At 57.1% G+C, this 18,477-nt stretch carries 20 protein-coding genes and 2 tRNA genes; 6 read left to right on the top strand and 16 right to left on the bottom strand.

The genetic code is table 11. The features are described 5' to 3' along the window. Window positions 1-21: 21 nt before the first annotated feature. The 9 genes from nusA to rlmE form a co-directional block, all read right to left on the bottom strand. Window positions 22-1,530, bottom strand: a complete 1,509-nt coding sequence (gene nusA / locus EGY12_RS09330; RefSeq protein WP_019453340.1) for a transcription termination factor NusA — start codon at window positions 1,528-1,530, stop codon at window positions 22-24. A 21-nt stretch (window positions 1,531-1,551) separates the two neighbouring features. Then, window positions 1,552-2,004, bottom strand: a complete 453-nt coding sequence (rimP, locus tag EGY12_RS09325) for a ribosome maturation factor RimP (RefSeq protein ID WP_028127574.1) — start codon at window positions 2,002-2,004, stop codon at window positions 1,552-1,554. 217 nt (window positions 2,005-2,221) lie between these two features. Then, window positions 2,222-2,298, bottom strand: a tRNA-Met gene (locus EGY12_RS09320). A 60-nt stretch (window positions 2,299-2,358) separates the two neighbouring features. Then, a tRNA-Leu gene (locus EGY12_RS09315) sits at window positions 2,359-2,445 on the bottom strand. 70 nt (window positions 2,446-2,515) lie between these two features. Then, entirely contained in the window at window positions 2,516-2,851 is a 336-nt protein-coding gene (gene secG, locus EGY12_RS09310; RefSeq protein ID WP_004933519.1) for a preprotein translocase subunit SecG, read from the bottom strand. A 220-nt stretch (window positions 2,852-3,071) separates the two neighbouring features. Continuing rightward, window positions 3,072-4,409, bottom strand: a complete 1,338-nt coding sequence (gene glmM, locus EGY12_RS09305; RefSeq protein ID WP_123893217.1) for a phosphoglucosamine mutase — start codon at window positions 4,407-4,409, stop codon at window positions 3,072-3,074. 4 nt (window positions 4,410-4,413) lie between these two features. Beyond that, a complete protein-coding gene (folP, locus tag EGY12_RS09300) occupies window positions 4,414-5,250 on the bottom strand; it encodes a dihydropteroate synthase (RefSeq protein WP_064290810.1) in 837 nt (278 codons plus the stop codon). A gap of 92 nt (window positions 5,251-5,342) precedes the next feature. Beyond that, entirely contained in the window at window positions 5,343-7,274 is a 1,932-nt protein-coding gene (gene ftsH, locus EGY12_RS09295) for an ATP-dependent zinc metalloprotease FtsH (protein WP_048232492.1), read from the bottom strand. A gap of 56 nt (window positions 7,275-7,330) precedes the next feature. Further along, window positions 7,331-7,960 (bottom strand): 23S rRNA (uridine(2552)-2'-O)-methyltransferase RlmE, encoded by a 630-nt coding sequence (rlmE, locus tag EGY12_RS09290; RefSeq protein ID WP_004933533.1) that lies wholly within the window; start codon window positions 7,958-7,960, stop codon window positions 7,331-7,333. A 144-nt stretch (window positions 7,961-8,104) separates the two neighbouring features. Here rlmE and yhbY point away from each other — a divergent pair, with 144 nt between their 5' ends. Beyond that, the gene (yhbY, locus tag EGY12_RS09285; protein ID WP_004933536.1) at window positions 8,105-8,398 is read left to right on the top strand and encodes a ribosome assembly RNA-binding protein YhbY; all 294 of its coding nucleotides are present in this window, start codon (window positions 8,105-8,107) and stop codon (window positions 8,396-8,398) included. Between the two features lie 112 nt (window positions 8,399-8,510). Here yhbY and greA read toward each other — a convergent pair whose 3' ends face one another. Beyond that, a complete protein-coding gene (gene greA, locus EGY12_RS09280; protein ID WP_004933539.1) occupies window positions 8,511-8,987 on the bottom strand; it encodes a transcription elongation factor GreA in 477 nt (158 codons plus the stop codon). 256 nt (window positions 8,988-9,243) lie between these two features. Between greA and dacB the strand changes: the two genes are divergently transcribed. Genes dacB through pmrB form a run of 3 tightly spaced genes read left to right on the top strand, consistent with a single transcriptional unit; the run spans window position 9,244 to window position 12,406 of the window. Continuing rightward, entirely contained in the window at window positions 9,244-10,677 is a 1,434-nt protein-coding gene (gene dacB, locus EGY12_RS09275; protein ID WP_123893216.1) for a serine-type D-Ala-D-Ala carboxypeptidase, read from the top strand. A gap of 8 nt (window positions 10,678-10,685) precedes the next feature. Next, complete coding sequence (pmrA, locus tag EGY12_RS09270) at window positions 10,686-11,348, top strand: two-component system response regulator PmrA (RefSeq protein WP_019453348.1); 663 nt, start codon at window positions 10,686-10,688, stop codon at window positions 11,346-11,348. Further along, window positions 11,345-12,406, top strand: coding sequence for a two-component system sensor histidine kinase PmrB (pmrB, locus tag EGY12_RS09265; RefSeq protein WP_123893215.1), 1,062 nt, complete (start codon window positions 11,345-11,347; stop codon window positions 12,404-12,406). The genes pmrA and pmrB overlap by 4 nt, the downstream gene beginning before the upstream one ends. A gap of 36 nt (window positions 12,407-12,442) precedes the next feature. Here pmrB and cgtA read toward each other — a convergent pair whose 3' ends face one another. The 4 genes from cgtA to rplU form a co-directional block, all read right to left on the bottom strand. Next, window positions 12,443-13,615, bottom strand: coding sequence for an Obg family GTPase CgtA (gene cgtA / locus EGY12_RS09260; protein ID WP_004933553.1), 1,173 nt, complete (start codon window positions 13,613-13,615; stop codon window positions 12,443-12,445). 16 nt (window positions 13,616-13,631) lie between these two features. Further along, window positions 13,632-14,603, bottom strand: coding sequence for a DMT family transporter (locus tag EGY12_RS09255; RefSeq protein WP_123893214.1), 972 nt, complete (start codon window positions 14,601-14,603; stop codon window positions 13,632-13,634). Window positions 14,604-14,705: 102 nt separating this feature from the next. Further along, the gene (rpmA, locus tag EGY12_RS09250; protein ID WP_004933559.1) at window positions 14,706-14,963 is read right to left on the bottom strand and encodes a 50S ribosomal protein L27; all 258 of its coding nucleotides are present in this window, start codon (window positions 14,961-14,963) and stop codon (window positions 14,706-14,708) included. Between the two features lie 17 nt (window positions 14,964-14,980). Further along, window positions 14,981-15,292 carry a 50S ribosomal protein L21 gene (rplU, locus tag EGY12_RS09245; RefSeq protein WP_004933561.1) on the bottom strand — a complete coding sequence of 104 codons (312 nt, stop codon included), beginning with the start codon at window positions 15,290-15,292 and terminating at the stop codon, window positions 14,981-14,983. Between the two features lie 270 nt (window positions 15,293-15,562). On the opposite strand from rplU, the gene ispB reads away from it, so the two are divergent. Then, window positions 15,563-16,534, top strand: coding sequence for an octaprenyl diphosphate synthase (gene ispB, locus EGY12_RS09240; protein ID WP_049198340.1), 972 nt, complete (start codon window positions 15,563-15,565; stop codon window positions 16,532-16,534). A 54-nt stretch (window positions 16,535-16,588) separates the two neighbouring features. On the opposite strand, the gene EGY12_RS09235 is transcribed toward ispB, so the two are convergent. Then, the gene (locus EGY12_RS09235; RefSeq protein WP_123893213.1) at window positions 16,589-16,945 is read right to left on the bottom strand and encodes a DNA-binding protein; all 357 of its coding nucleotides are present in this window, start codon (window positions 16,943-16,945) and stop codon (window positions 16,589-16,591) included. Between the two features lie 181 nt (window positions 16,946-17,126). Between EGY12_RS09235 and EGY12_RS09230 the strand changes: the two genes are divergently transcribed. Further along, on the top strand, window positions 17,127-17,387 hold the full coding sequence (locus tag EGY12_RS09230; protein WP_016929333.1) for a helix-turn-helix transcriptional regulator: 261 nt from the start codon (window positions 17,127-17,129) through the stop codon (window positions 17,385-17,387). A gap of 67 nt (window positions 17,388-17,454) precedes the next feature. Here EGY12_RS09230 and mdh read toward each other — a convergent pair whose 3' ends face one another. Next, entirely contained in the window at window positions 17,455-18,393 is a 939-nt protein-coding gene (gene mdh / locus EGY12_RS09225) for a malate dehydrogenase (RefSeq protein WP_123893212.1), read from the bottom strand. Window positions 18,394-18,477: the final 84 nt, after the last annotated feature.

Raw genomic sequence — 18,477 nt, 5'->3', positions numbered from 1 at the left:
TGTTCCTTCCTGCTACAGTTATTACGCGTTGTCGCCAAACCAACAGATATTGCGTGCAGCCATGATCAGCTCACCGGCTTGCTCGTCGCTAAGCCCTTCAATATCAGCCAGATCGTCAACACCCTGCTCGGCAAGATCTTCCAGCGTACAAACCCCACGCGCGGCCAATTTAAAGGCCATGCTGCGCTCAAGACCCGGCAGGTTGAGCAAATCGTCGGCCGGTTTGTTGTCGCCCAGGCTTTCTTCTTGTGCCAGGGCCAGCGTGGTCAATGCAGCTTTGGCGCGTTCGCGCAATGCTTCAACCGTATCTTCATCCAGACCGTCGATTTCCAACAGCTCTTTGATCGGCACGTAGGCCAGCTCTTCCAGCGTGGAGAAGCCTTCTTCAACCAGTACGGTGGCGAAATCTTCGTCGATATCAAGATACTTGGTGAAGGTATCAATAGCGGCATGAGCCTCGGCCTGGTGCTTGGCCTGCAGGTCGTCCGCCGTCATCACGTTCAGTTCCCAACGATCGTCGCCGCGGTGTTGTTTCAGCAGCTGGGAAGCCAAACGCACGTTTTGGCCGTTACGGCCGATCGCCTGCGCCAGGTTGCTGGCTTCAACGGCGATATCCATGGTGCAGTTATCTTCGTCTACCACGATCGACGCGACGTCGGCCGGCGCCATGGCGTTGATGACGAATTGCGCTGGGTTGTCATCCCACAGGATGATGTCGATACGTTCGCCGCCGAGCTCGCTCGACACGGCCTGAACGCGCGCACCGCGCATACCTACGCAGGCGCCGACCGGATCGATGCGCTTGTCGTTGGTTTTCACTGCAATTTTCGCGCGGGAGCCAGGATCGCGGGCTGCCGCTTTAATCTCGATCACTTCTTCGCCGATTTCCGGCACTTCGATGCGGAACAGTTCTTTCAGCATTTCCGAACTGGAACGGCTGACGAACAGCTGCGCACCGCGAGCTTCAGGACGCACGGCGTATAGTACGCCGCGAATGCGGTCGCCCGGACGGAAGTTTTCGCGCGGCAGCATGTCTTCACGGCCAATCACCGCTTCGGCATTGTTGCCCAGATCCAGCGCGATGCTGTCACGGTTCACTTTCTTCACCACGCCGGTGACGATCTCACCTTCGTGCTCACGGAAAGCGTCAACCACCATCGCACGCTCGGCTTCGCGCACTTTCTGCACGATAACCTGCTTGGCGGTTTGGGTGGTGATACGGTCGAAGGTCACGGATTCGATCTGATCTTCGACGTATCCGCCGAGCTCGATGCTCGGATCTTCAAACTGAGCGGCTTCCAGCGTGATTTCACGCGTTGGCTGAGTCACTTCGTCTACGGCGACCCAACGGCGGAAGGTATCGAAATCGCCGGTTCTGCGGTCAATGCTGACGCGCACGTCGATTTCCTGCTCATATTTTTTCTTGGTTGCGGTGGCTAATGCAGTTTCCAGCGCTTCGAAAATCTTCTCGCGCGGAAGGGATTTTTCATTGGAAACTGCTTCAACAACAGCCAGAATCTCTTTGTTCATCCTAGTTGCCTCTTCCAAACTTTAAAAGTGGGGTACCAGGTTCGCTTTCTGGATGTTGCTCAGCGCGAACACTTCATCTTTCCCTTCCACAGTAACCGTGATCATCTCGCCTTCGACAGACTTGATAATACCCTGCCACTTGCGACGGTTCTGTACCGCCATGCGCAGGACCAGGCTGACTTCTTCACCGAGGAAACGCGTATAGTGCTCTGCGGTGAACATCGGGCGATCAAGGCCAGGAGAGGAGACTTCCAAGTTGTAAGCGACCGTGATTGGATCTTCGACGTCCAATACAGCGCTGACCTGGTGGCTGACATCAGCGCAATCATCAACATTGATGCCGTTATCACTATCAATATAGATGCGGAGCGTCGATTGGCGCGCACGAATGAATTCGATGCCTACAAGCTCAAAGCCCAACGCTTCTACCGGTGCCGAAAGCATCTCTGTTAACTGTTGCTCTAATGTGGACAAGCCCACCCCCAAGACATAAAAAAAGGGCTAAATAGCCCAGTGATTCTGTTGCCAAATAACAAAAAACCCCGAAAAATCGGGGCTTTATGCAACTGGACCCTGTTTGCCGCTAGGCGGCCTCGGTACAACTTTCGAGCAAGTGTCATTTTCAAATGTTGATCGAGAAAAGCGGGTTTCAATCGAAAAGTGTATTTGAAAATAAACACTTAAAGGAAAGTGGTTGCGGGGGCCGGATTTGAACCGACGACCTTCGGGTTATGAGCCCGACGAGCTACCAGGCTGCTCCACCCCGCGTCCGAAAACGTGGCAAATACTACGCCGATAATTGCAAAATTGCAAGTTATCTCTGGGATTTGGTACCGAGGATGGGACTCGAACCCACAAGCCCGTTAGGGCACTACCACCTCAAGGTAGCGTGTCTACCAATTCCACCACCTCGGTACTGATTCTTACTGCTAACGGCCGTTGTTCTTTCGAGTTCACAACCACCGTTTTCAAACTTTGTTGCGGCTTACTGCGGGATATCGCTGCTCGGCTTGGCAGGTGCTGCCGGCGCGGTTGTCTGCTCAGTTTTCACTGGCTGACCCAGGTTTTCCCACTCGCTGCCTTTCTTGCTTTGGTTGCTGCTGAGGTTGCCCAGAATCAGGCTGATGACGAAGAACAGCGTCGCCAGCACAGCAGTCATGCGGGTCATAAAGTTACCGGAACCACTCGAACCGAACAATGTGCCTGATGCACCTGCTCCGAAAGAGGCTCCCATATCAGCGCCTTTACCTTGCTGCAGCATAATCAGAGCAACCAGCCCGATTGAGATCAGCAGGAAAATTACCAGAAGAGCTTCGTACATAGTAGTACCCGTATCCTTGCGGCCTAACCGCATGCCAAATGCTTCACACTCATCAAGCAGGCGTTTTTATAAACTGCCTACTGAAGCGGGTGTGAATACTAACCAAAGCCGCCAACCCGCGCAAGGGCAATTTGCAGCCGCCGGCGCGTTTGCGGAAAAAAACGCCAACAATCGCCTGCTCGGGCTCAGCTTCGCCGAGCCCGGCAGCTAACTGTCTGTTTTAACCTGCGGATTTCACCGCGTCGGCGATGCGATGCGCCAGCGCGCTCACCTGCTGTTCGTCCTCGCCTTCCACCATCACGCGGATCAGCGGTTCGGTGCCCGATTTGCGCAGCAGCACCCGGCCGCGGCCTGCCAGCTCGGCTTCCACCTGCTCGGTGATTTTACGCACCGCGTCGGACTCCAGCGGATTGTGATCGCCGGCGAAGCGCACGTTGACCAGGATCTGCGGCAGCAGCTTCATGCCGCTGCACAGGTCATGCAGGCTCATGTGATTGCGCACCATGGCGGTCAGCACCTGCAGCCCGGCCACGATGCCGTCGCCGGTGGTGGTTTTGTCCAGCAGGATCACATGACCGGAGTTTTCCGCACCGATGCGCCAGCCCAGTTCCTGCAGCTTCTCCAGCACGTAGCGGTCGCCCACTTTGGCGCGAGCGAACGGAATGCCCAGCTGTTTCAACGCCAGTTCCAGGCCCATATTGCTCATCAGGGTGCCGACCGCACCGCCGCGCAACTGGCCCTGACGCAGGCCTTCACGGGCGATAATGTACAGGATCTGATCGCCGTCCACCTTGTTGCCCAGGTGGTCCACCATCATCACGCGATCGCCGTCGCCGTCGAACGCCAGGCCAACGTGCGCTTTTTCCTTCAGTACGCGCTCTTGCAGCTGACGCACGTCAGTGGCGCCGCATTTTTCGTTGATGTTCATGCCATCCGGCTCAACGCCGATGGCGATCACCGTGGCGCCCAGTTCGCGCAGCACGCTCGGCGCGATGTGGTAAGTCGCCCCGTTGGCGCAGTCGACCACGATTTTCAGCCCCTTCAGGCTCAGCTCGCTCGGGAAGGTGCCTTTGCAGAATTCGATGTAGCGGCCGGCGGCGTCGATGATGCGGCTGGCTTTACCCAGCTCGGCGGACTCCACGCAGGTCAGCGGCTTTTCCATCTCGGCTTCGATCGCTTCTTCGACGTTGTCCGGCAGCTTGGCGCCGTCGATCGAGAAGAACTTGATGCCGTTGTCATAGAACGGGTTATGCGACGCGGAGATGACGATACCCGCTTCGGCGCGGAAGGTGCGCGTCAGATAAGCCACCGCCGGAGTTGGCATCGGCCCGGTGAAAGAGGCGGACAACCCTGCGGCCGCCAGGCCGGCTTCCAGAGCGGACTCCAGCATATAGCCGGAGATGCGCGTGTCCTTACCGATGATGATTTTGCGCGAACCGTGACGCGCCAGCACTTTACCCGCCGCCCAGCCCAGCTTCAGCACGAAGTCCGGCGTGATGGGGCTGTCCCCGACCTTGCCACGGATGCCGTCGGTGCCAAAATATTTGCGCTCGCTCATGTCTCTACTGTCCCTTAGCTGAAAGTGTTGCCTCGACGACACGCATCGCCTCGACGGTTTCTTTAACGTCATGCACTCTGACAATCTGTGCGCCCTGCATCGCCGCGATCACCGCGCAGGCCACACTGCCGATAACCCGTTGATCCGGCGGCACGTTCAGCAGTTGTCCGATCATCGATTTGCGCGACATGCCGACCAACAGCGGCAAACCAAAACGATGAAACTCCGACAACCGGGCCAGAAGCTGATAGTTGTGCGACAAATTTTTACCGAAACCGAAGCCTGGGTCGAGCAGCAATTTCTGATTTGTTATCCCCGCCTCGTTACAGCGCTGGATATGGTGTTCGAAAAACGCCTGAACGTCGGCGATCAGATCGTCGTAGTGCGGCGCCTGTTGCATGGTACGCGGCTGCCCCTGCATGTGCATCAGGCAGACCGGCAGGCCGCTTTCCGCCGCCGCCGCCAGGGCGCCAGGCTCCTGCAGAGAACGAATGTCGTTGATCAGATGAGCACCGGCGTGCGCAGATTCGCGGATCACGCCGGCTTTCGAAGTATCGACCGAGATAAAGACTTCAAAGCGCTGCGCCAGCGCTTCCACCACCGGCACGACCCGTTCCAACTCTTCCTCTTCACTCACCTCCGCCGCTCCCGGCCGGGTCGATTCACCGCCGATATCGATCATCGTGGCGCCGGCCGAAATCAGCGCATGTGCGTGCAGCAGCGCCTGGTTCAGAGTGTTGTGACGGCCGCCGTCTGAAAACGAATCCGGCGTTACGTTGAGAATACCCATAACCTGCGGATGGGAGAGGTTGAGCGTCATGTCGCGCACGGTTAACTGCATGGTTGATCCACCTTACTGTTGCCTGGTTCACTGCCCGCCGGGCAAAAAAAAACCCCGGCATACCGGGGTTTGATGTTATTACACAGCCGCAGTTACTTGTCGAGCTGTTCGGACATGGTGTTGCCCGGCGTTGGGGTACGCGGCTCATCTACCGGCGTCGGGGCTTTCGGGGTGCCACCGTTGTCGGAGCTGTTGCCTTTGTTCGCATCGTCCCAGCCCGCCGGCGGACGCACGTCTTTGCGGTTCATCAGATCGTCGATCTGCGGCGCATCGATGGTTTCATACTTCATCAGCGCATCCTTCATCGAGTGCAGGATGTCCATGTTTTCCATCAGTAGCGTACGTGCGCGGACGTAGTTGCGTTCGATCAGCGACTTCACTTCCTGGTCGATGATACGCGCGGTTTCATCCGACATGTGCTTCGCCTTGGCCACGGAGCGGCCCAGGAACACTTCGCCCTCTTCTTCCGCATACAGCAGCGGCCCCAGCTTCTCGGAGAAGCCCCATTGGGTCACCATGTTACGGGCGATGGAGGTCGCCACTTTGATGTCGTTCGACGCACCGGTAGACACTTTTTCCGGCCCGTAGATGATCTCTTCCGCCAGACGGCCGCCGTACAGGGTGGATATTTGGCTCTCCAGCTTCTGACGGCTCGCGCTGATCGCGTCTCCTTCCGGCAGGAAGAAGGTCACGCCGAGCGCACGACCACGAGGAATGATCGTCACTTTGTGTACCGGGTCGTGTTCAGGAACCAGGCGGCCAATGATGGCGTGGCCCGCTTCGTGATACGCGGTCGACTCTTTCTGCGCTTCGGTCATCACCATGGAGCGACGTTCCGCACCCATCATGATCTTGTCTTTGGCTTTCTCGAACTCCACCATCGACACCACGCGCTTGTTGCCGCGGGCGGCGAACAACGCCGCTTCGTTGACCAGGTTAGCCAGATCGGCACCGGAGAAGCCCGGCGTACCGCGCGCAATGACGGAGGCGTCGATGTCGGCAGCCAACGGCACGCGGCGCATGTGCACCTTCAGGATCTGCTCACGGCCACGCACATCCGGCAGCCCAACCACGACCTGACGGTCGAAACGCCCTGGACGCAGCAGCGCAGGGTCAAGCACGTCCGGACGGTTGGTGGCCGCGATGACGATGATGCCTTCGTTGCCTTCAAAACCGTCCATCTCAACCAGCATCTGGTTCAGAGTCTGTTCGCGCTCATCGTGACCGCCGCCCAGGCCGGCGCCACGCTGGCGACCGACGGCGTCGATTTCATCGATGAAGATGATGCACGGCGCAGCTTTCTTCGCTTGTTCGAACATGTCGCGCACGCGGGATGCACCCACGCCGACGAACATTTCGACGAAGTCGGAACCGGAAATGGTGAAGAACGGCACCTTCGCCTCGCCGGCGATCGCTTTCGCCAACAGCGTTTTACCGGTCCCCGGCGGGCCAACCATCAGCACGCCTTTCGGGATCTTGCCGCCCAATTTCTGGAAACGGCTCGGTTCGCGCAGGTATTCCACCAGTTCGCTCACCTCTTCTTTCGCTTCGTCACAACCGGCGACATCGGCGAAAGTGGTCTTGATTTGGTCTTCCGTCAGCATGCGGGCCTTGCTCTTACCGAAGGACATCGCGCCCTTGCCGCCGCCGCCCTGCATTTGCCGCATAAAGAAGATCCAGACCCCGATCAGCAACAGCATCGGGAACCAAGAGATAAAGATAGAAGCCAGCAGGCTCGGCTCTTCAGGCGGCTCGCCGACAACTTTCACATTCTTCGTTAACAACGTATCCAGCAACTTAGGATCGTTGACAGGGATGTAGGTCGTGTATTTGTTACTGTCTTTCTTGGTAACGTTAATTTCACGTCCGTTGATTCGCGCTTCGCGAACCTGGTCCTGGGTCAGTTCGGACATGAAGGTAGAGTAATCCACCCTACGGCCATTCGACTCGCTGGGCCCAAAGCTCTGGAATACAGACATCAACACTACCGCGATGACTAACCAGAGAATTAGGTTTTTCGCCATGTCACTCAAGGGATTAACCTCATCTTACAACTGTGTTAACAAACAGCGTTAGGGTACTACAGTTTGCGCCCTGTCGCTACAATGTACACTTCGCGCGAACGGGCGCGGGAAGCGTCTGGCTTACGAATCTTAACCTTCGTAAACAGGGAGCGAATTTCCCGTAGGTACTCGTCAAAGCCATCTCCCTGGAACACCTTCACCAGGAAACTTCCGCCTGGTGCGAGGACATCACGACACATATCCAGCGCCAACTCCACCAGATACATCGACCTTGGAATATCGACGGCCGGGGTGCCACTCATATTCGGGGCCATATCGGACATGACCACCTGAACCTTACTCTCACCTACTCGTTCCAACAGCGCCTTCAGCACCAGTTCATCACGAAAATCGCCCTGAAGGAAATCGACGCCAACGATAGGATCCATTGGCAAAATATCACAGGCGATGATGCGCCCGGTACCGCCGATTTGGGTGACCACATACTGCGACCAGCCACCCGGCGCGGCGCCGAGGTCAACCACGGTCATGCCCGGCTTGAACAGTTTGTCGCTCTGCTGTATTTCATCAAGTTTAAACCAGGCGCGCGAACGCAGTCCTTTTTTCTGCGCCTGCTGCACATATTTATCGCTAAAGTGTTCTTGTAACCAGCGACTGGAGCTAGCCGAACGCTTTTTATTAGCCATCTCGTTTTCCAACTATCATAAAAAGAGTCTTAATGTCAGGTTCGCTGCTCACGTAGACTCACACCGGTGAAGACCGATTTGGTGATATACATGAGATGGCGGTAGAATGTACCGTTTTCAATCCCAACTTAAGCAAAAAAGACAATGAATCTGAATAACAAACAAAAACAGCACCTGAAAGGCCTGGCACATCCGTTAAAACCGGTGGTGATGCTGGGCAATAACGGTCTTACCGAAGGGGTGCTGGCTGAAATTGAACAGGCTCTGGAGCATCATGAGCTGATCAAGGTGAAAATCGCCGCTGAAGATCGCGAAACCAAAACCCTGATCGCCGACGCTATCGTGCGTGAAACGGGCGCCTGCAATGTGCAAGTTATCGGCAGCACGCTCATTCTTTACCGCCCGTCGAAAGAGCGCAAGATCAGTCTACCGCGTTAATAACCATCAGGTTAACGAAAAGGTGCCATGCGCCTGACGAAGATAAAAGGCCGCTTGCGGCCTTTTTCCTATCTTTACAAAACGTTGGCGCATTAATGACCAACGGTCTCGATCAGAGATACTCGACCTTCAGGATCTCGTACTCCACGTCGCCGCCAGGGGTCTTGATCACCACCACATCGTCTTGCTCTTTGCCGATCAGACCGCGCGCCATCGGCGAGTTTACCGAAATCAGATTTTTCTTGAAATCAGCCTCATCGTCGCCAACGATGCGGTAAGTCACTTCTTCTTCACTGTCCAGATTCATTACCGATACGGTGGCACCGAAGATCACCCGTCCGGTGTTCGGCATCTTGGTGATATCGATCACCTGAGCATTGGACAACTTGGCTTCGATTTCCTGAATGCGGCCTTCGCAGAAACCCTGCTGTTCGCGGGCGGCGTGGTACTCGGCGTTCTCTTTCAAATCGCCGTGCTCGCGCGCTTCAGCGATGTCCGCAATGATTTTCGGGCGGCGCACGCTTTTCAGATATTCGAGCTCTTCGCGCAGTTTTTCAGCGCCAAACAAGGTCATCGGAATTTGGTTCATCGTATAAATACCTCTAAATCTTTCCTGTTCAAATAACCGTCATCCTGACGTATTCGTATGAAAACACGGTTGGCATACCGCCACCCGCCTCCAGGCGACAAACAAAAGAAACCTGACTCGGAACGGGGCCCAAGCCAAGATCGGTTTTGCATTTTGATACGCATTTTAGCCTAGAGTTCCTTGAGGGTCATCGTTTACTTTTTCCCTGATTGCACCGTAGTATGACGGCACGTTATCCAGCTGTTATCCCGAGATTATGCGTTTTTCACGAATTGTCAGTGCATTGGCTTGCGCATTTGTTCTGAATGCGAATGCAGCCCCGGTTGAAGAGTACACACAATATCTGCCTGATGGGGCCAACCTTGCCCTGGTCGTTCAAAAGATCGGCGCCGGCACGCCGACGATCGATTACCACTCTCAGCAGATGGCGCTGCCGGCCAGTACCCAAAAAGTACTGACGGCGCTGGCGGCGCTATTGCAACTCGGGCCCGATTACCGTTTCACCACTACGCTGGAAAGCCAGGGCGATATCCGCGACGGCGTGCTGCGCGGCAACCTGATCGCCCGCTTCAGCGGCGACCCCACCTTCAAACGTCAGAGCCTGCGCAATATGGTGGCCGTCCTGAAGAAACAGGGCGTGCGCCAAATCAGCGGCGACGTGCTGGTCGATACCTCGGTCTTCGCCAGCCATGACAAAGCGCCCGGCTGGCCGTGGAACGATCTGACACAGTGCTTCAGCGCGCCGCCGGCCGCCGCCATCGTCGATCGCAACTGTTTCTCGGTCTCGCTCTACAGCGCGCCGAACCCGGGCGACATGGCGTTTATCCGCGTCGCTTCCTATTATCCGGTCAATATGTTTAGCCAGGTGCGCACCCTGGCGCGCGGCTCTGCAGACGCGCAATACTGCGAACTGGACGTGGTGCCGGGCGAGCTGAACCGCTTTACCCTGACCGGCTGCCTAACGCAGCGCAGCGAACCGCTGCCGTTGGCCTTCGCCATCCAGGATGGTGCCAGCTATGCGGGTGCCATTCTTAAAGACGAGTTGATGCAGGCCGGCATCCAGATCGACGGACATTTGAAACGCCAGACCCGTCCCGGCATCACCGGCACGGTGATCGCGCAAACCCAGTCGGCGCCGCTGCACGATCTGTTGAAGATCATGCTGAAGAAATCGGACAACATGATCGCCGATACCGTCTTCCGCACCATCGGCCACGAACGCTTCGGCGTGCCGGGCACCTGGCGAGCGGGTTCCGATGCGGTGCGCCAGGTGCTGCGCCAGAAAGCCGGCATCGATCTGGGCAATACCATCATCGCCGACGGCTCCGGCCTGTCACGCCATAACCTGCTGGCGCCGGCGACCATGATGCAGGCGCTGCAGTACATCGCACAGCACGACAACGAGCTGAATTTCATCTCGATGCTGCCGCTGTCCGGCTATGACGGCACCCTGCGCTACCGCGGCGGCCTGCACGAAGCCGGCGTCGACGGCAAAGTGTCGGCCAAGACCGGCGCGCTGCAGGGCGTGTACAACCTGGCGGGCTTCATCACCACCGCCAGCGGCCAACGCATGGCCTTCGTGCAGTACCTCTCCGGCTACGCCGTGCCGCCGGAAGATCAGAAACAGCGCCGCGCACCGCTGGTACGCTTCGAAAGCCGCCTGTATCGGGATATTTACCAAAACAACTGAGGATCGTCATGAAGCTGCTGGTCGTTGAAGATGATGAACTGCTGCAACAGGGGCTGGCGCTGGCGCTGACCGGCGAAGGCTACGTCTGCGACTGCGCCGCCACGGCGGCGGAGGCCAACAGCCTGCTCATCACCAGCCAATACAGCATGGTGATCCTGGATCTCGGCCTGCCGGACATGGACGGCGCCGCGCTGTTGCGGCAGTGGCGTCGCCAGCAGATCGATCTGCCGGTGCTTATCCTGACCGCCCGCGACGCCCTGGAAGATCGCGTCGACGGGCTGGACGCCGGCGCCGACGACTACCTGGTCAAACCCTTCGCGCTGGTCGAGCTGCAGGCACGCGTGCGCGCTCTCCTGCGACGCTACCAGGGCCACAGCGACAATCTGATGCAGGTGGATGACCTGCAGTTGAACCTCTCCAGCCAGCAGGTCTACCTGCAACAGCAGCCGGTGGAGGTCACGCCGAAAGAGTTCGCCATTCTGGCGCGTCTGATCATGCGTGCCGGACAAACGGTCAACCGCGAACTCCTGCAGCAAGATCTCTACACCTGGCAGGACGACTTGGGCTCCAACACGCTGGAAGTACACATCCACAACCTGCGTCGCAAGCTGGGCAAGGATCGCATCCGTACCGTGCGCGGCATCGGCTACCGTCTGGAACCTTCGTCATGATTAGCATGCGCCGCCGCCTGTTGCTGATGCTGGCGCTGATCCTGCTGGTCACGCAACTCATCAGCGCCTTCTGGCTGTGGCACGAAAGCCAGGAACAGATCAGCTTTCTCGTAGACGAGACCTTGTCCGCCAAAGTGCGCAGCGAGCGCGTCGATACCGAGATCGCCGAGGCCATCGCGTCGCTGTTGGCGCCTTCGCTGATCATGATGATCGTCACGCTGCTGGCGTCGTTCTGGGCCATCAGCTGGATCACCCGCCCGCTCAACCAATTGCAGCAGCGGCTGGAAAAACGCTCTGCCGATAACCTGACGCCGCTGCCGATCAACAGCGACAGCCTGGAGATGGTGGCGGTCACCAATGCGCTCAATCAGCTGTTCTCACGGCTGGACAACACCATTCAGCAGGAACGCCTGTTCACCGCCGACGCTGCCCACGAGCTGCGCACGCCGCTGGCCGGCATTCGCCTGCATCTGGAACTGATGGAAAAACAGGGCGTCAAGGGCAGCCAGGCGCTGATCGCCCGCATCGATCAGTTGATGCACACCGTTGAGCAACTGCTGATGCTGTCGCGCGCCGGGCAAGACTTCGCCAGCGGCCATTATCAGCATTTCGATTGGGTGGCCGATGTGATTCAGCCACTGCAGGAAGAACTCGGCGAAATGACCGCCCAACGCGCGCAGACGCTGGATTGGCGATTGCCGAGCACCGCCGCAGTGAACGGCGATCCGGTGCTGCTGCGGCTGCTGCTGCGCAACCTGGTCGAAAATGCCCACCGTTACGGCCCGGAAGGCAGCGCGATACAGGTGCGGTTAACGCCGCAGGACAACGGCTATCTGCTGCAGGTCATCGACGATGGCCCGGGGATCAAGGAAGAGATGGTCGGGGAGCTGACGCAGGCATTTCGCCGCATGGATCAACGCTACGGCGGCAGCGGACTGGGCTTGAATATCGTGATCCGCATCGTGCAACTGCACCAGGGGCGTTTGACGCTGGAAAACCGCCGCGATGCCCGCGGCTTGAACGCCCAGTGCTGGCTGCCGGAAAAGGCGCTCAAATAATAAGGGCCCAGCGTTGCTGAGCCCTTTATCACCGAATTACTTCTGGTAGATGATTTCGACGCCTTCGTCGTCGTCTTCATCCCAGTCGTCATCCCAGTCATCTTCCGCTTCGGCTTCCACTTCCGCGATTTGCTCGCGGTGGTAGTCATCCCACATGAATTCGACTTTTTCCGGCGCACTTTCTTCGATCGCCATCGCTTTCGGCTGGGTATTGATAAAGTTCATCACGTCCCAGCACAGTGCGTTGACGCCCTCGCGGTTGGCGGCGGAGATCATGTAGTACTTCCCTTCCCAGCCCATGCCTTCCACAATCGCCTTGGCGCGCTCGGCGGCTTCTTCCTCACCAATCACATCAATTTTGTTGAACACCAGCCAGCGTGGCTTCTGCGCCAGATTTTCGCTGTATTGATTCAACTCGTTGATGATGACCTTGGCGTTTTCCACCGGATCGGATTCGTCGATCGGCGCGATATCCACCAGGTGCAGCAGCACGCGGCAACGTTCCAGGTGTTTCAGGAAGCGAATGCCCAGGCCCGCGCCTTCGGATGCGCCCTCGATCAGCCCCGGAATGTCGGCGACCACAAAGCTCTGTTCGTGGTCCATGCGCACCACGCCAAGGCTCGGCACCAGCGTGGTAAACGGATAATCGGCCACCTTCGGCTTGGCGGCGGACACCGCACGAATGAAGGTCGATTTACCGGCGTTCGGCAGCCCCAGCATACCCACGTCAGCCAACAGCAACAGTTCCAGCAGCAGGTCGCGCGCTTCGCCGGCGGTACCCAGCGTCTTCTGACGCGGCGCACGGTTGACCGAAGATTTGAAACGAGTGTTGCCCAAACCGTGCCAGCCGCCCTTGGCGACCATCAGCTTTTGCTCGTGGCGGGTCATGTCGCCGAGGATCTCGCCGGTGCCCTGATCCTTCACACGCGTACCGACCGGCACCTTGATGATGACGTCTTTACCACGTTTACCGGTACAGTCGCGGCTCTGACCATTCTGGCCGCGCTCGGCGCGGAAAGACTTCTCAAAACGGTAGTCGATCAGAGTGTTGAGGTTCTCGTCCGCCAACAGGTAAACGTCGCCGCCATCGCCGCCGTCACCGCCGTCAGGCCCACCGTTCGGGATATATTTTTCGCGGCGGAAGCTGACGCATCCGTTGCCGCCGTCGCCTGCAACGACCAGAATCGCTGCTTCATCTACAAACTTCATTTACCGTCTCCGTAAATCATTCACCGGGCTGCTTCAAAGGAGCAACCTGGGGGGGTTCTGCCCGTCGCGGCCACCACCGGTGACCAATTGCGGAAAACATAGCGCCCGCCACAACCACAAACGCGCCAACATAACCGACGATATTCAACGTCGGTGCGGCGAATGCCTGGGGCCAGGCCAACGCCAATAAATCTGAAAACAGCAGGGTAAACAGCGGGGTCAGCGTCACCAACGCGCTCACCTGCGCCGCCTGCCAGCGCGCCATCGCCTCTGCCAACGCACCGTAGCCGATCAGCGTGTTGGCGCCGCAAAACAGCAGGCACGCCAATTGCCAGCCACTAAGCTGGAAAATCACCTCGGGTTTGGCCAGAGGGAACAACGCTATCGCACATAAAGTGTACAACATAACCAGGATCTGCGGCGAGGCCAGTCGGCGCAGCAACACCTTTTGCGCCACGCCGTAGCTCACCCAGACCATCGCCGCACACACACCCAGCATGACGCCCAGCGTGTAGTCCGTCAGCCGGGTGAAGATCTCAATCAGGCTGACGTTGAAAAACAGCATCAGTCCGCAAATCAGCATCAAGGCACCAATGACCTGGGTAATGCGCATGCGTTCTTTTAAAATCAGCACGCTGGCGAACATCATGCCCACCGGCGACAGCTGGCCAATCACCTGCGACGCTGTCGGGCTCAGGTATTGCAGCGAGGAGCTGAAGAACACAAAGTTGCCCAGCAGCCCTGCCGTGGCGATCGCCAACAGCAGCAGCCAGCGCGGCTGGCGGAACATCGTCAGCGGCGGCAGCTTGCCGCGTACCGCAAGGATCACGCCCAAACCGATGGCGGCTATGGTAAAGCGATACCAGACGATGGTAAACGGCTCCATCACCGCCAATACTTCTTTCATCGCGATCGGCAACGCGCCCCAACAAACCGCCGTGGTTAACGCCAGGGAAATGCCAACGCCGACCTGCTGTTTCGTATCCATATCACCTTTGCCAACGCTGACGGGCCTGCCAGGCAGCCCATAAATGTAAAAAGCCCCGCAACGAATTGCGGGGCTTACATCTATTTCGTAAGGCTCGAAAAATTATTCAGCTTCGATGCTGATGAATTTACGATTGCTCGGGCCTTTAACTTCGAATTTGACTTTACCGTCTTTCAAAGCAAACAGAGTGTGGTCTTTGCCGCAACCCACGTTGGTACCAGCGTGGAATTTGGTGCCGCGCTGACGAACGATGATGCTGCCTGCCAGTACTGCTTCGCCGCCAAAGCGTTTTACGCCCAGACGTTTAGCTTCTGAATCGCGACCGTTACGAGTCGAGCCGCCAGCCTTTTTGTGTGCCATTAATCCGCTCTCCTAACTTAAGCGCTGATGCCGGTGATTTTAACGTCAGTGAACCACTGACGGTGGCCCTGCTGCTTACGGTGGTGCTTACGACGACGAAACTTAACAATCTTAATTTTCTCGCCACGACCGTGAGCAACGACTTCAGCTTTGATCTTGCCGCCATCGACGAAAGGAACGCCGATTTTGATATCTTCGCCATTAGCGATCATCAGAATCTGGTCAAACTCAACCGCTTCACCAGTTGCGATGTCCAGCTTTTCCAAGCGAACGGTCTGACCTTCGCTTACTCGGTGTTGTTTACCACCACTTTGGAAAACCGCGTACATATAAAACTCCGCTTTCCGCGTGCCCGACTGTGTTAGTTCAGAGCGCGCTATAAATATTCACAATAGGGCGCGAATTCTACGCAAAAAAGCGGCGCATGACAAGAGCAGAATAAGACCAGAAGTAGAAAAAAGAAGAAAAAAAGCACAGTTTCTTTCGTGGCGTTTATCTGAACCGTTTTTCAAGTACAATCATAGGGACAGTTACCGCCATGTACCGATGTGAGCAGCGATCTCAACGCGGTGAAGAGAAACACAGCTGAAAAAAACACAATGAACCTAGAGCAAATTACCGAGTTAACCGCGCAAGATATGGCGGCCGTGAACGCAACAATTCTCGAACAGCTGAATTCCGATGTCACGCTCATCAATCAGCTTGGCTATTACATTATCAGCGGTGGCGGTAAGCGCATCCGGCCGATGATCGCCGTCCTGGCGGCGCGGGCGTTGGGCTATGAAGGGAACAAGCACGTCACCGTCGCCGCCCTGATCGAATTCATTCATACCGCCACGCTGCTGCATGATGACGTCGTCGACGAATCGGACATGCGCCGCGGCAAAGCCACCGCCAACGCGGCGTTCGGCAACGCCGCCAGCGTGCTGGTGGGCGACTTTATCTATACCCGCGCTTTCCAGATGATGACCAGCCTGGAATCCCTGCGCGTACTGGCGCTAATGTCGGAGGCGGTCAACGTCATCGCCGAAGGTGAAGTGCTGCAGTTGATGAACGTGCACGATCCCGACATCAGCGAAGAAAGCTATATGCGGGTGATCTACAGCAAAACTGCCCGTCTGTTTGAAGCGGCGGCGCAATCGTCGGCTATCCTGTCCGGTGCCAACGCCGAGCAAGAACAGGCGCTGCAAGACTATGGCCGCTACCTCGGCACCGCTTTCCAGCTGATCGACGATCTGCTCGACTACAGCGCCGACGGCAGCACCCTGGGTAAAAACACCGGTGACGATCTGAACGAAGGGAAACCGACCCTGCCGCTGCTGCACGCGATGCACAACGGCGACGACGCGCAGCGTGACATGATCCGTGGCGCGATTGAGCAGGGCAACGGCCGTCATCTGTTAGAGCCGGTACTGCAGGCGATGCAGCAATGCGGTTCGCTGGAATACACCCGCAAACGCGCCGAAGAAGAAGCCGACAAAGCGATCGCTGCGCTGCAGGTATTGCCGGCATCGGAGCACCGTACGGCGCTGGAAGGCTTGGCCCATCTGGCGGTACAACGCGACTTTTAAGAAACAAAAATTTCTTAATATATTCATCAGGCCCGCGCTCGCGGGCCTGCCTACCTACGTATTGCTCTCTTCGTCGATGCGCGCCAGCAGGCCACCGATCCCTTCCCGCATCAGGAAAGCCAGCATTTTCGCGCGCTCGCTCTCCGTCAAATGGTAGTAATACTCGATCCAGACCGCCAACGGATCCTGCCGCTCTACGTCATATGTCGCCCCGTCTTCCTTCAGCACCAGCAGGTTACGCGCATCTGAAGGCAGGCTGTCGATATGGTACTCCAACGCTTTTCCCTGCACGCCTTTACGCCTGCGGCTGATCCAGCCTTCGCGCCGGGCCATCAGATTGATTCCCTGTGGTGAGGAAGGTAATCCTGCGATGCCTGTCAGCTCCTTGGCGGCAAACCACTCGTTTTTCATAGCCATCATCTCTGGGCAATAGTGGGCAATGTCATTTTTTAGAAATTACTTGGGTATTTTTTAAGAAATTTAATGGTATTCTGATTTCCGAATAAGCGTTTCATGTTGTTCAAACGCCTAACCTTGACCCGTTAGTTATACCACTAACGCAACTTTGGCTAATCAGAAAAGGAATGTAAACATGAATTCAAGGAACCCAGATTGGCATCCGGCGGATATCATCGCGGCGCTACGCAAGCAGGGCACCACGCTGGCGGCAGTGTCGCGCAAGGCCGGATTAAGCTCATCAACGCTGGCCAACGCGCTGTCGCGCCCGTGGCCAAAAGGGGAATGGCTGATCGCCGAAGCGATAGGCATCCACCCTTCGGAGATCTGGCCAAGCCGTTATTACGATCCGCACAATGATTGCCTGCTGGATCGCAAGGCTCGCATCAAATCGTGAACGCTAAGCAAAAAAAAACCGCCGGAACAGCGTCCGGCGGCGTTTATCGGCTGACTATCGGCGGCAATCAGTTATTGATGAACTTCTCGCCCAGTTCGATATCTTTGTGCAGCACGTCCAGCATCTCGTCCAGCGCTTTCTGCTCGAAGGCGCTCAGAGTGCCGATATCTTTACGTTCTTCAACGCCGTTTTTGCCCAGTACCAACGGCTGTGCGAAGAAGCGAGCGTATTTGCCGTCGCCTTCAACGTAAGCGCATTCCACTACGCCTTTCTCGCCCTGCAGCGCACGCACCAGAGACAGACCGAAACGTGCGGCCGCCTGGCCCATGGACAGCGTTGCAGACCCGCCACCGGCTTTGGCCTCCACCACTTCGGTGCCGGCATTCTGAATGCGCTTGGTCAGATCGGCCACTTCCTGCTCGGTGAAGCTCACGCCAGGGATCTGCGACAACAGAGGCAGGATGGTCACGCCAGAGTGGCCACCGATAACCGGCACGTTCAGCTCTTCCGGCTGCTTGCCTTTCAGCTCGGCCACGAAGGTATTGGAACGGATGATATCCAGCGAAGTCACGCCGAACAGTTTGTTCTTGTCGTAAACGCCGGCTTTTTTCAGCACTTCCGCCGCGATGGCGACCGTAGTGTTAACCGGGTTGGTGATGATGCCGATGCAGGCTTTCGGGCAGGTTTTCGCCACTTGCTCAATCAGGTTACGCACGATGCCGGCGTTAACGTTGAACAGGTCAGAGCGATCCATGCCTGGCTTACGAGCCACGCCGGCAGAAATCAGCACCACGTCCGCACCGTGCAGAGCCGGGGTCGCGTCTTCGCCGCTGAAGCCTTTGATTTTAACTGCGGTTGGGATGTGGCTTAAGTCGACGGCAACGCCTGGGGTAACGGGGGCAATGTCGTAGAGAGAGAGTTCAGAACCTGAAGGAAGCTGGGTTTTGAGTAGAAGGGCGAGGGCCTGGCCGATACCGCCAGCAGCACCGAGAACTGCAACTTTCATCCTATACTCCTTTATTATCTTAAATATATAAAGCGCCGTGAATGTGTTGGTTACGGACCTTAAGTCATTACACCTTTCAAAACA

Source organism: Serratia sp. FDAARGOS_506, from assembly GCF_003812745.1.
Taxonomy (GTDB): domain Bacteria; phylum Pseudomonadota; class Gammaproteobacteria; order Enterobacterales; family Enterobacteriaceae; genus Serratia.
This window is presented reverse-complemented; position numbering and strand designations above follow the sequence as displayed.

Bases quoted from the DNA above. Each gene is read 5' to 3' on its own strand.
- nusA (WP_019453340.1), bottom strand. From the start codon at position 1,530: ATGAACAAAGAGATTCTGGCTGTTGTTGAAGCAGTTTCCAATGAAAAA.
- secG (WP_004933519.1), bottom strand. From the start codon at position 2,851: ATGTACGAAGCTCTTCTGGTAATTTTCCTGCTGATCTCAATCGGGCTG.
- glmM (WP_123893217.1), bottom strand. From the start codon at position 4,409: ATGAGCGAGCGCAAATATTTTGGCACCGACGGCATCCGTGGCAAGGTC.
- folP (WP_064290810.1), bottom strand. From the start codon at position 5,250: ATGCAGTTAACCGTGCGCGACATGACGCTCAACCTCTCCCATCCGCAG.
- ftsH (WP_048232492.1), bottom strand. From the start codon at position 7,274: ATGGCGAAAAACCTAATTCTCTGGTTAGTCATCGCGGTAGTGTTGATG.
- rlmE (WP_004933533.1), bottom strand. From the start codon at position 7,960: ATGGCTAATAAAAAGCGTTCGGCTAGCTCCAGTCGCTGGTTACAAGAA.
- yhbY (WP_004933536.1), top strand. From the start codon at position 8,105: ATGAATCTGAATAACAAACAAAAACAGCACCTGAAAGGCCTGGCACAT.
- greA (WP_004933539.1), bottom strand. From the start codon at position 8,987: ATGAACCAAATTCCGATGACCTTGTTTGGCGCTGAAAAACTGCGCGAA.
- dacB (WP_123893216.1), top strand. From the start codon at position 9,244: ATGCGTTTTTCACGAATTGTCAGTGCATTGGCTTGCGCATTTGTTCTG.
- pmrA (WP_019453348.1), top strand. From the start codon at position 10,686: ATGAAGCTGCTGGTCGTTGAAGATGATGAACTGCTGCAACAGGGGCTG.
- pmrB (WP_123893215.1), top strand. From the start codon at position 11,345: ATGATTAGCATGCGCCGCCGCCTGTTGCTGATGCTGGCGCTGATCCTG.
- cgtA (WP_004933553.1), bottom strand. From the start codon at position 13,615: ATGAAGTTTGTAGATGAAGCAGCGATTCTGGTCGTTGCAGGCGACGGC.
- EGY12_RS09255 (WP_123893214.1), bottom strand. From the start codon at position 14,603: ATGGATACGAAACAGCAGGTCGGCGTTGGCATTTCCCTGGCGTTAACC.
- rpmA (WP_004933559.1), bottom strand. From the start codon at position 14,963: ATGGCACACAAAAAGGCTGGCGGCTCGACTCGTAACGGTCGCGATTCA.
- rplU (WP_004933561.1), bottom strand. From the start codon at position 15,292: ATGTACGCGGTTTTCCAAAGTGGTGGTAAACAACACCGAGTAAGCGAA.
- ispB (WP_049198340.1), top strand. From the start codon at position 15,563: ATGAACCTAGAGCAAATTACCGAGTTAACCGCGCAAGATATGGCGGCC.
- EGY12_RS09235 (WP_123893213.1), bottom strand. From the start codon at position 16,945: ATGAAAAACGAGTGGTTTGCCGCCAAGGAGCTGACAGGCATCGCAGGA.
- EGY12_RS09230 (WP_016929333.1), top strand. From the start codon at position 17,127: ATGAATTCAAGGAACCCAGATTGGCATCCGGCGGATATCATCGCGGCG.
- mdh (WP_123893212.1), bottom strand. From the start codon at position 18,393: ATGAAAGTTGCAGTTCTCGGTGCTGCTGGCGGTATCGGCCAGGCCCTC.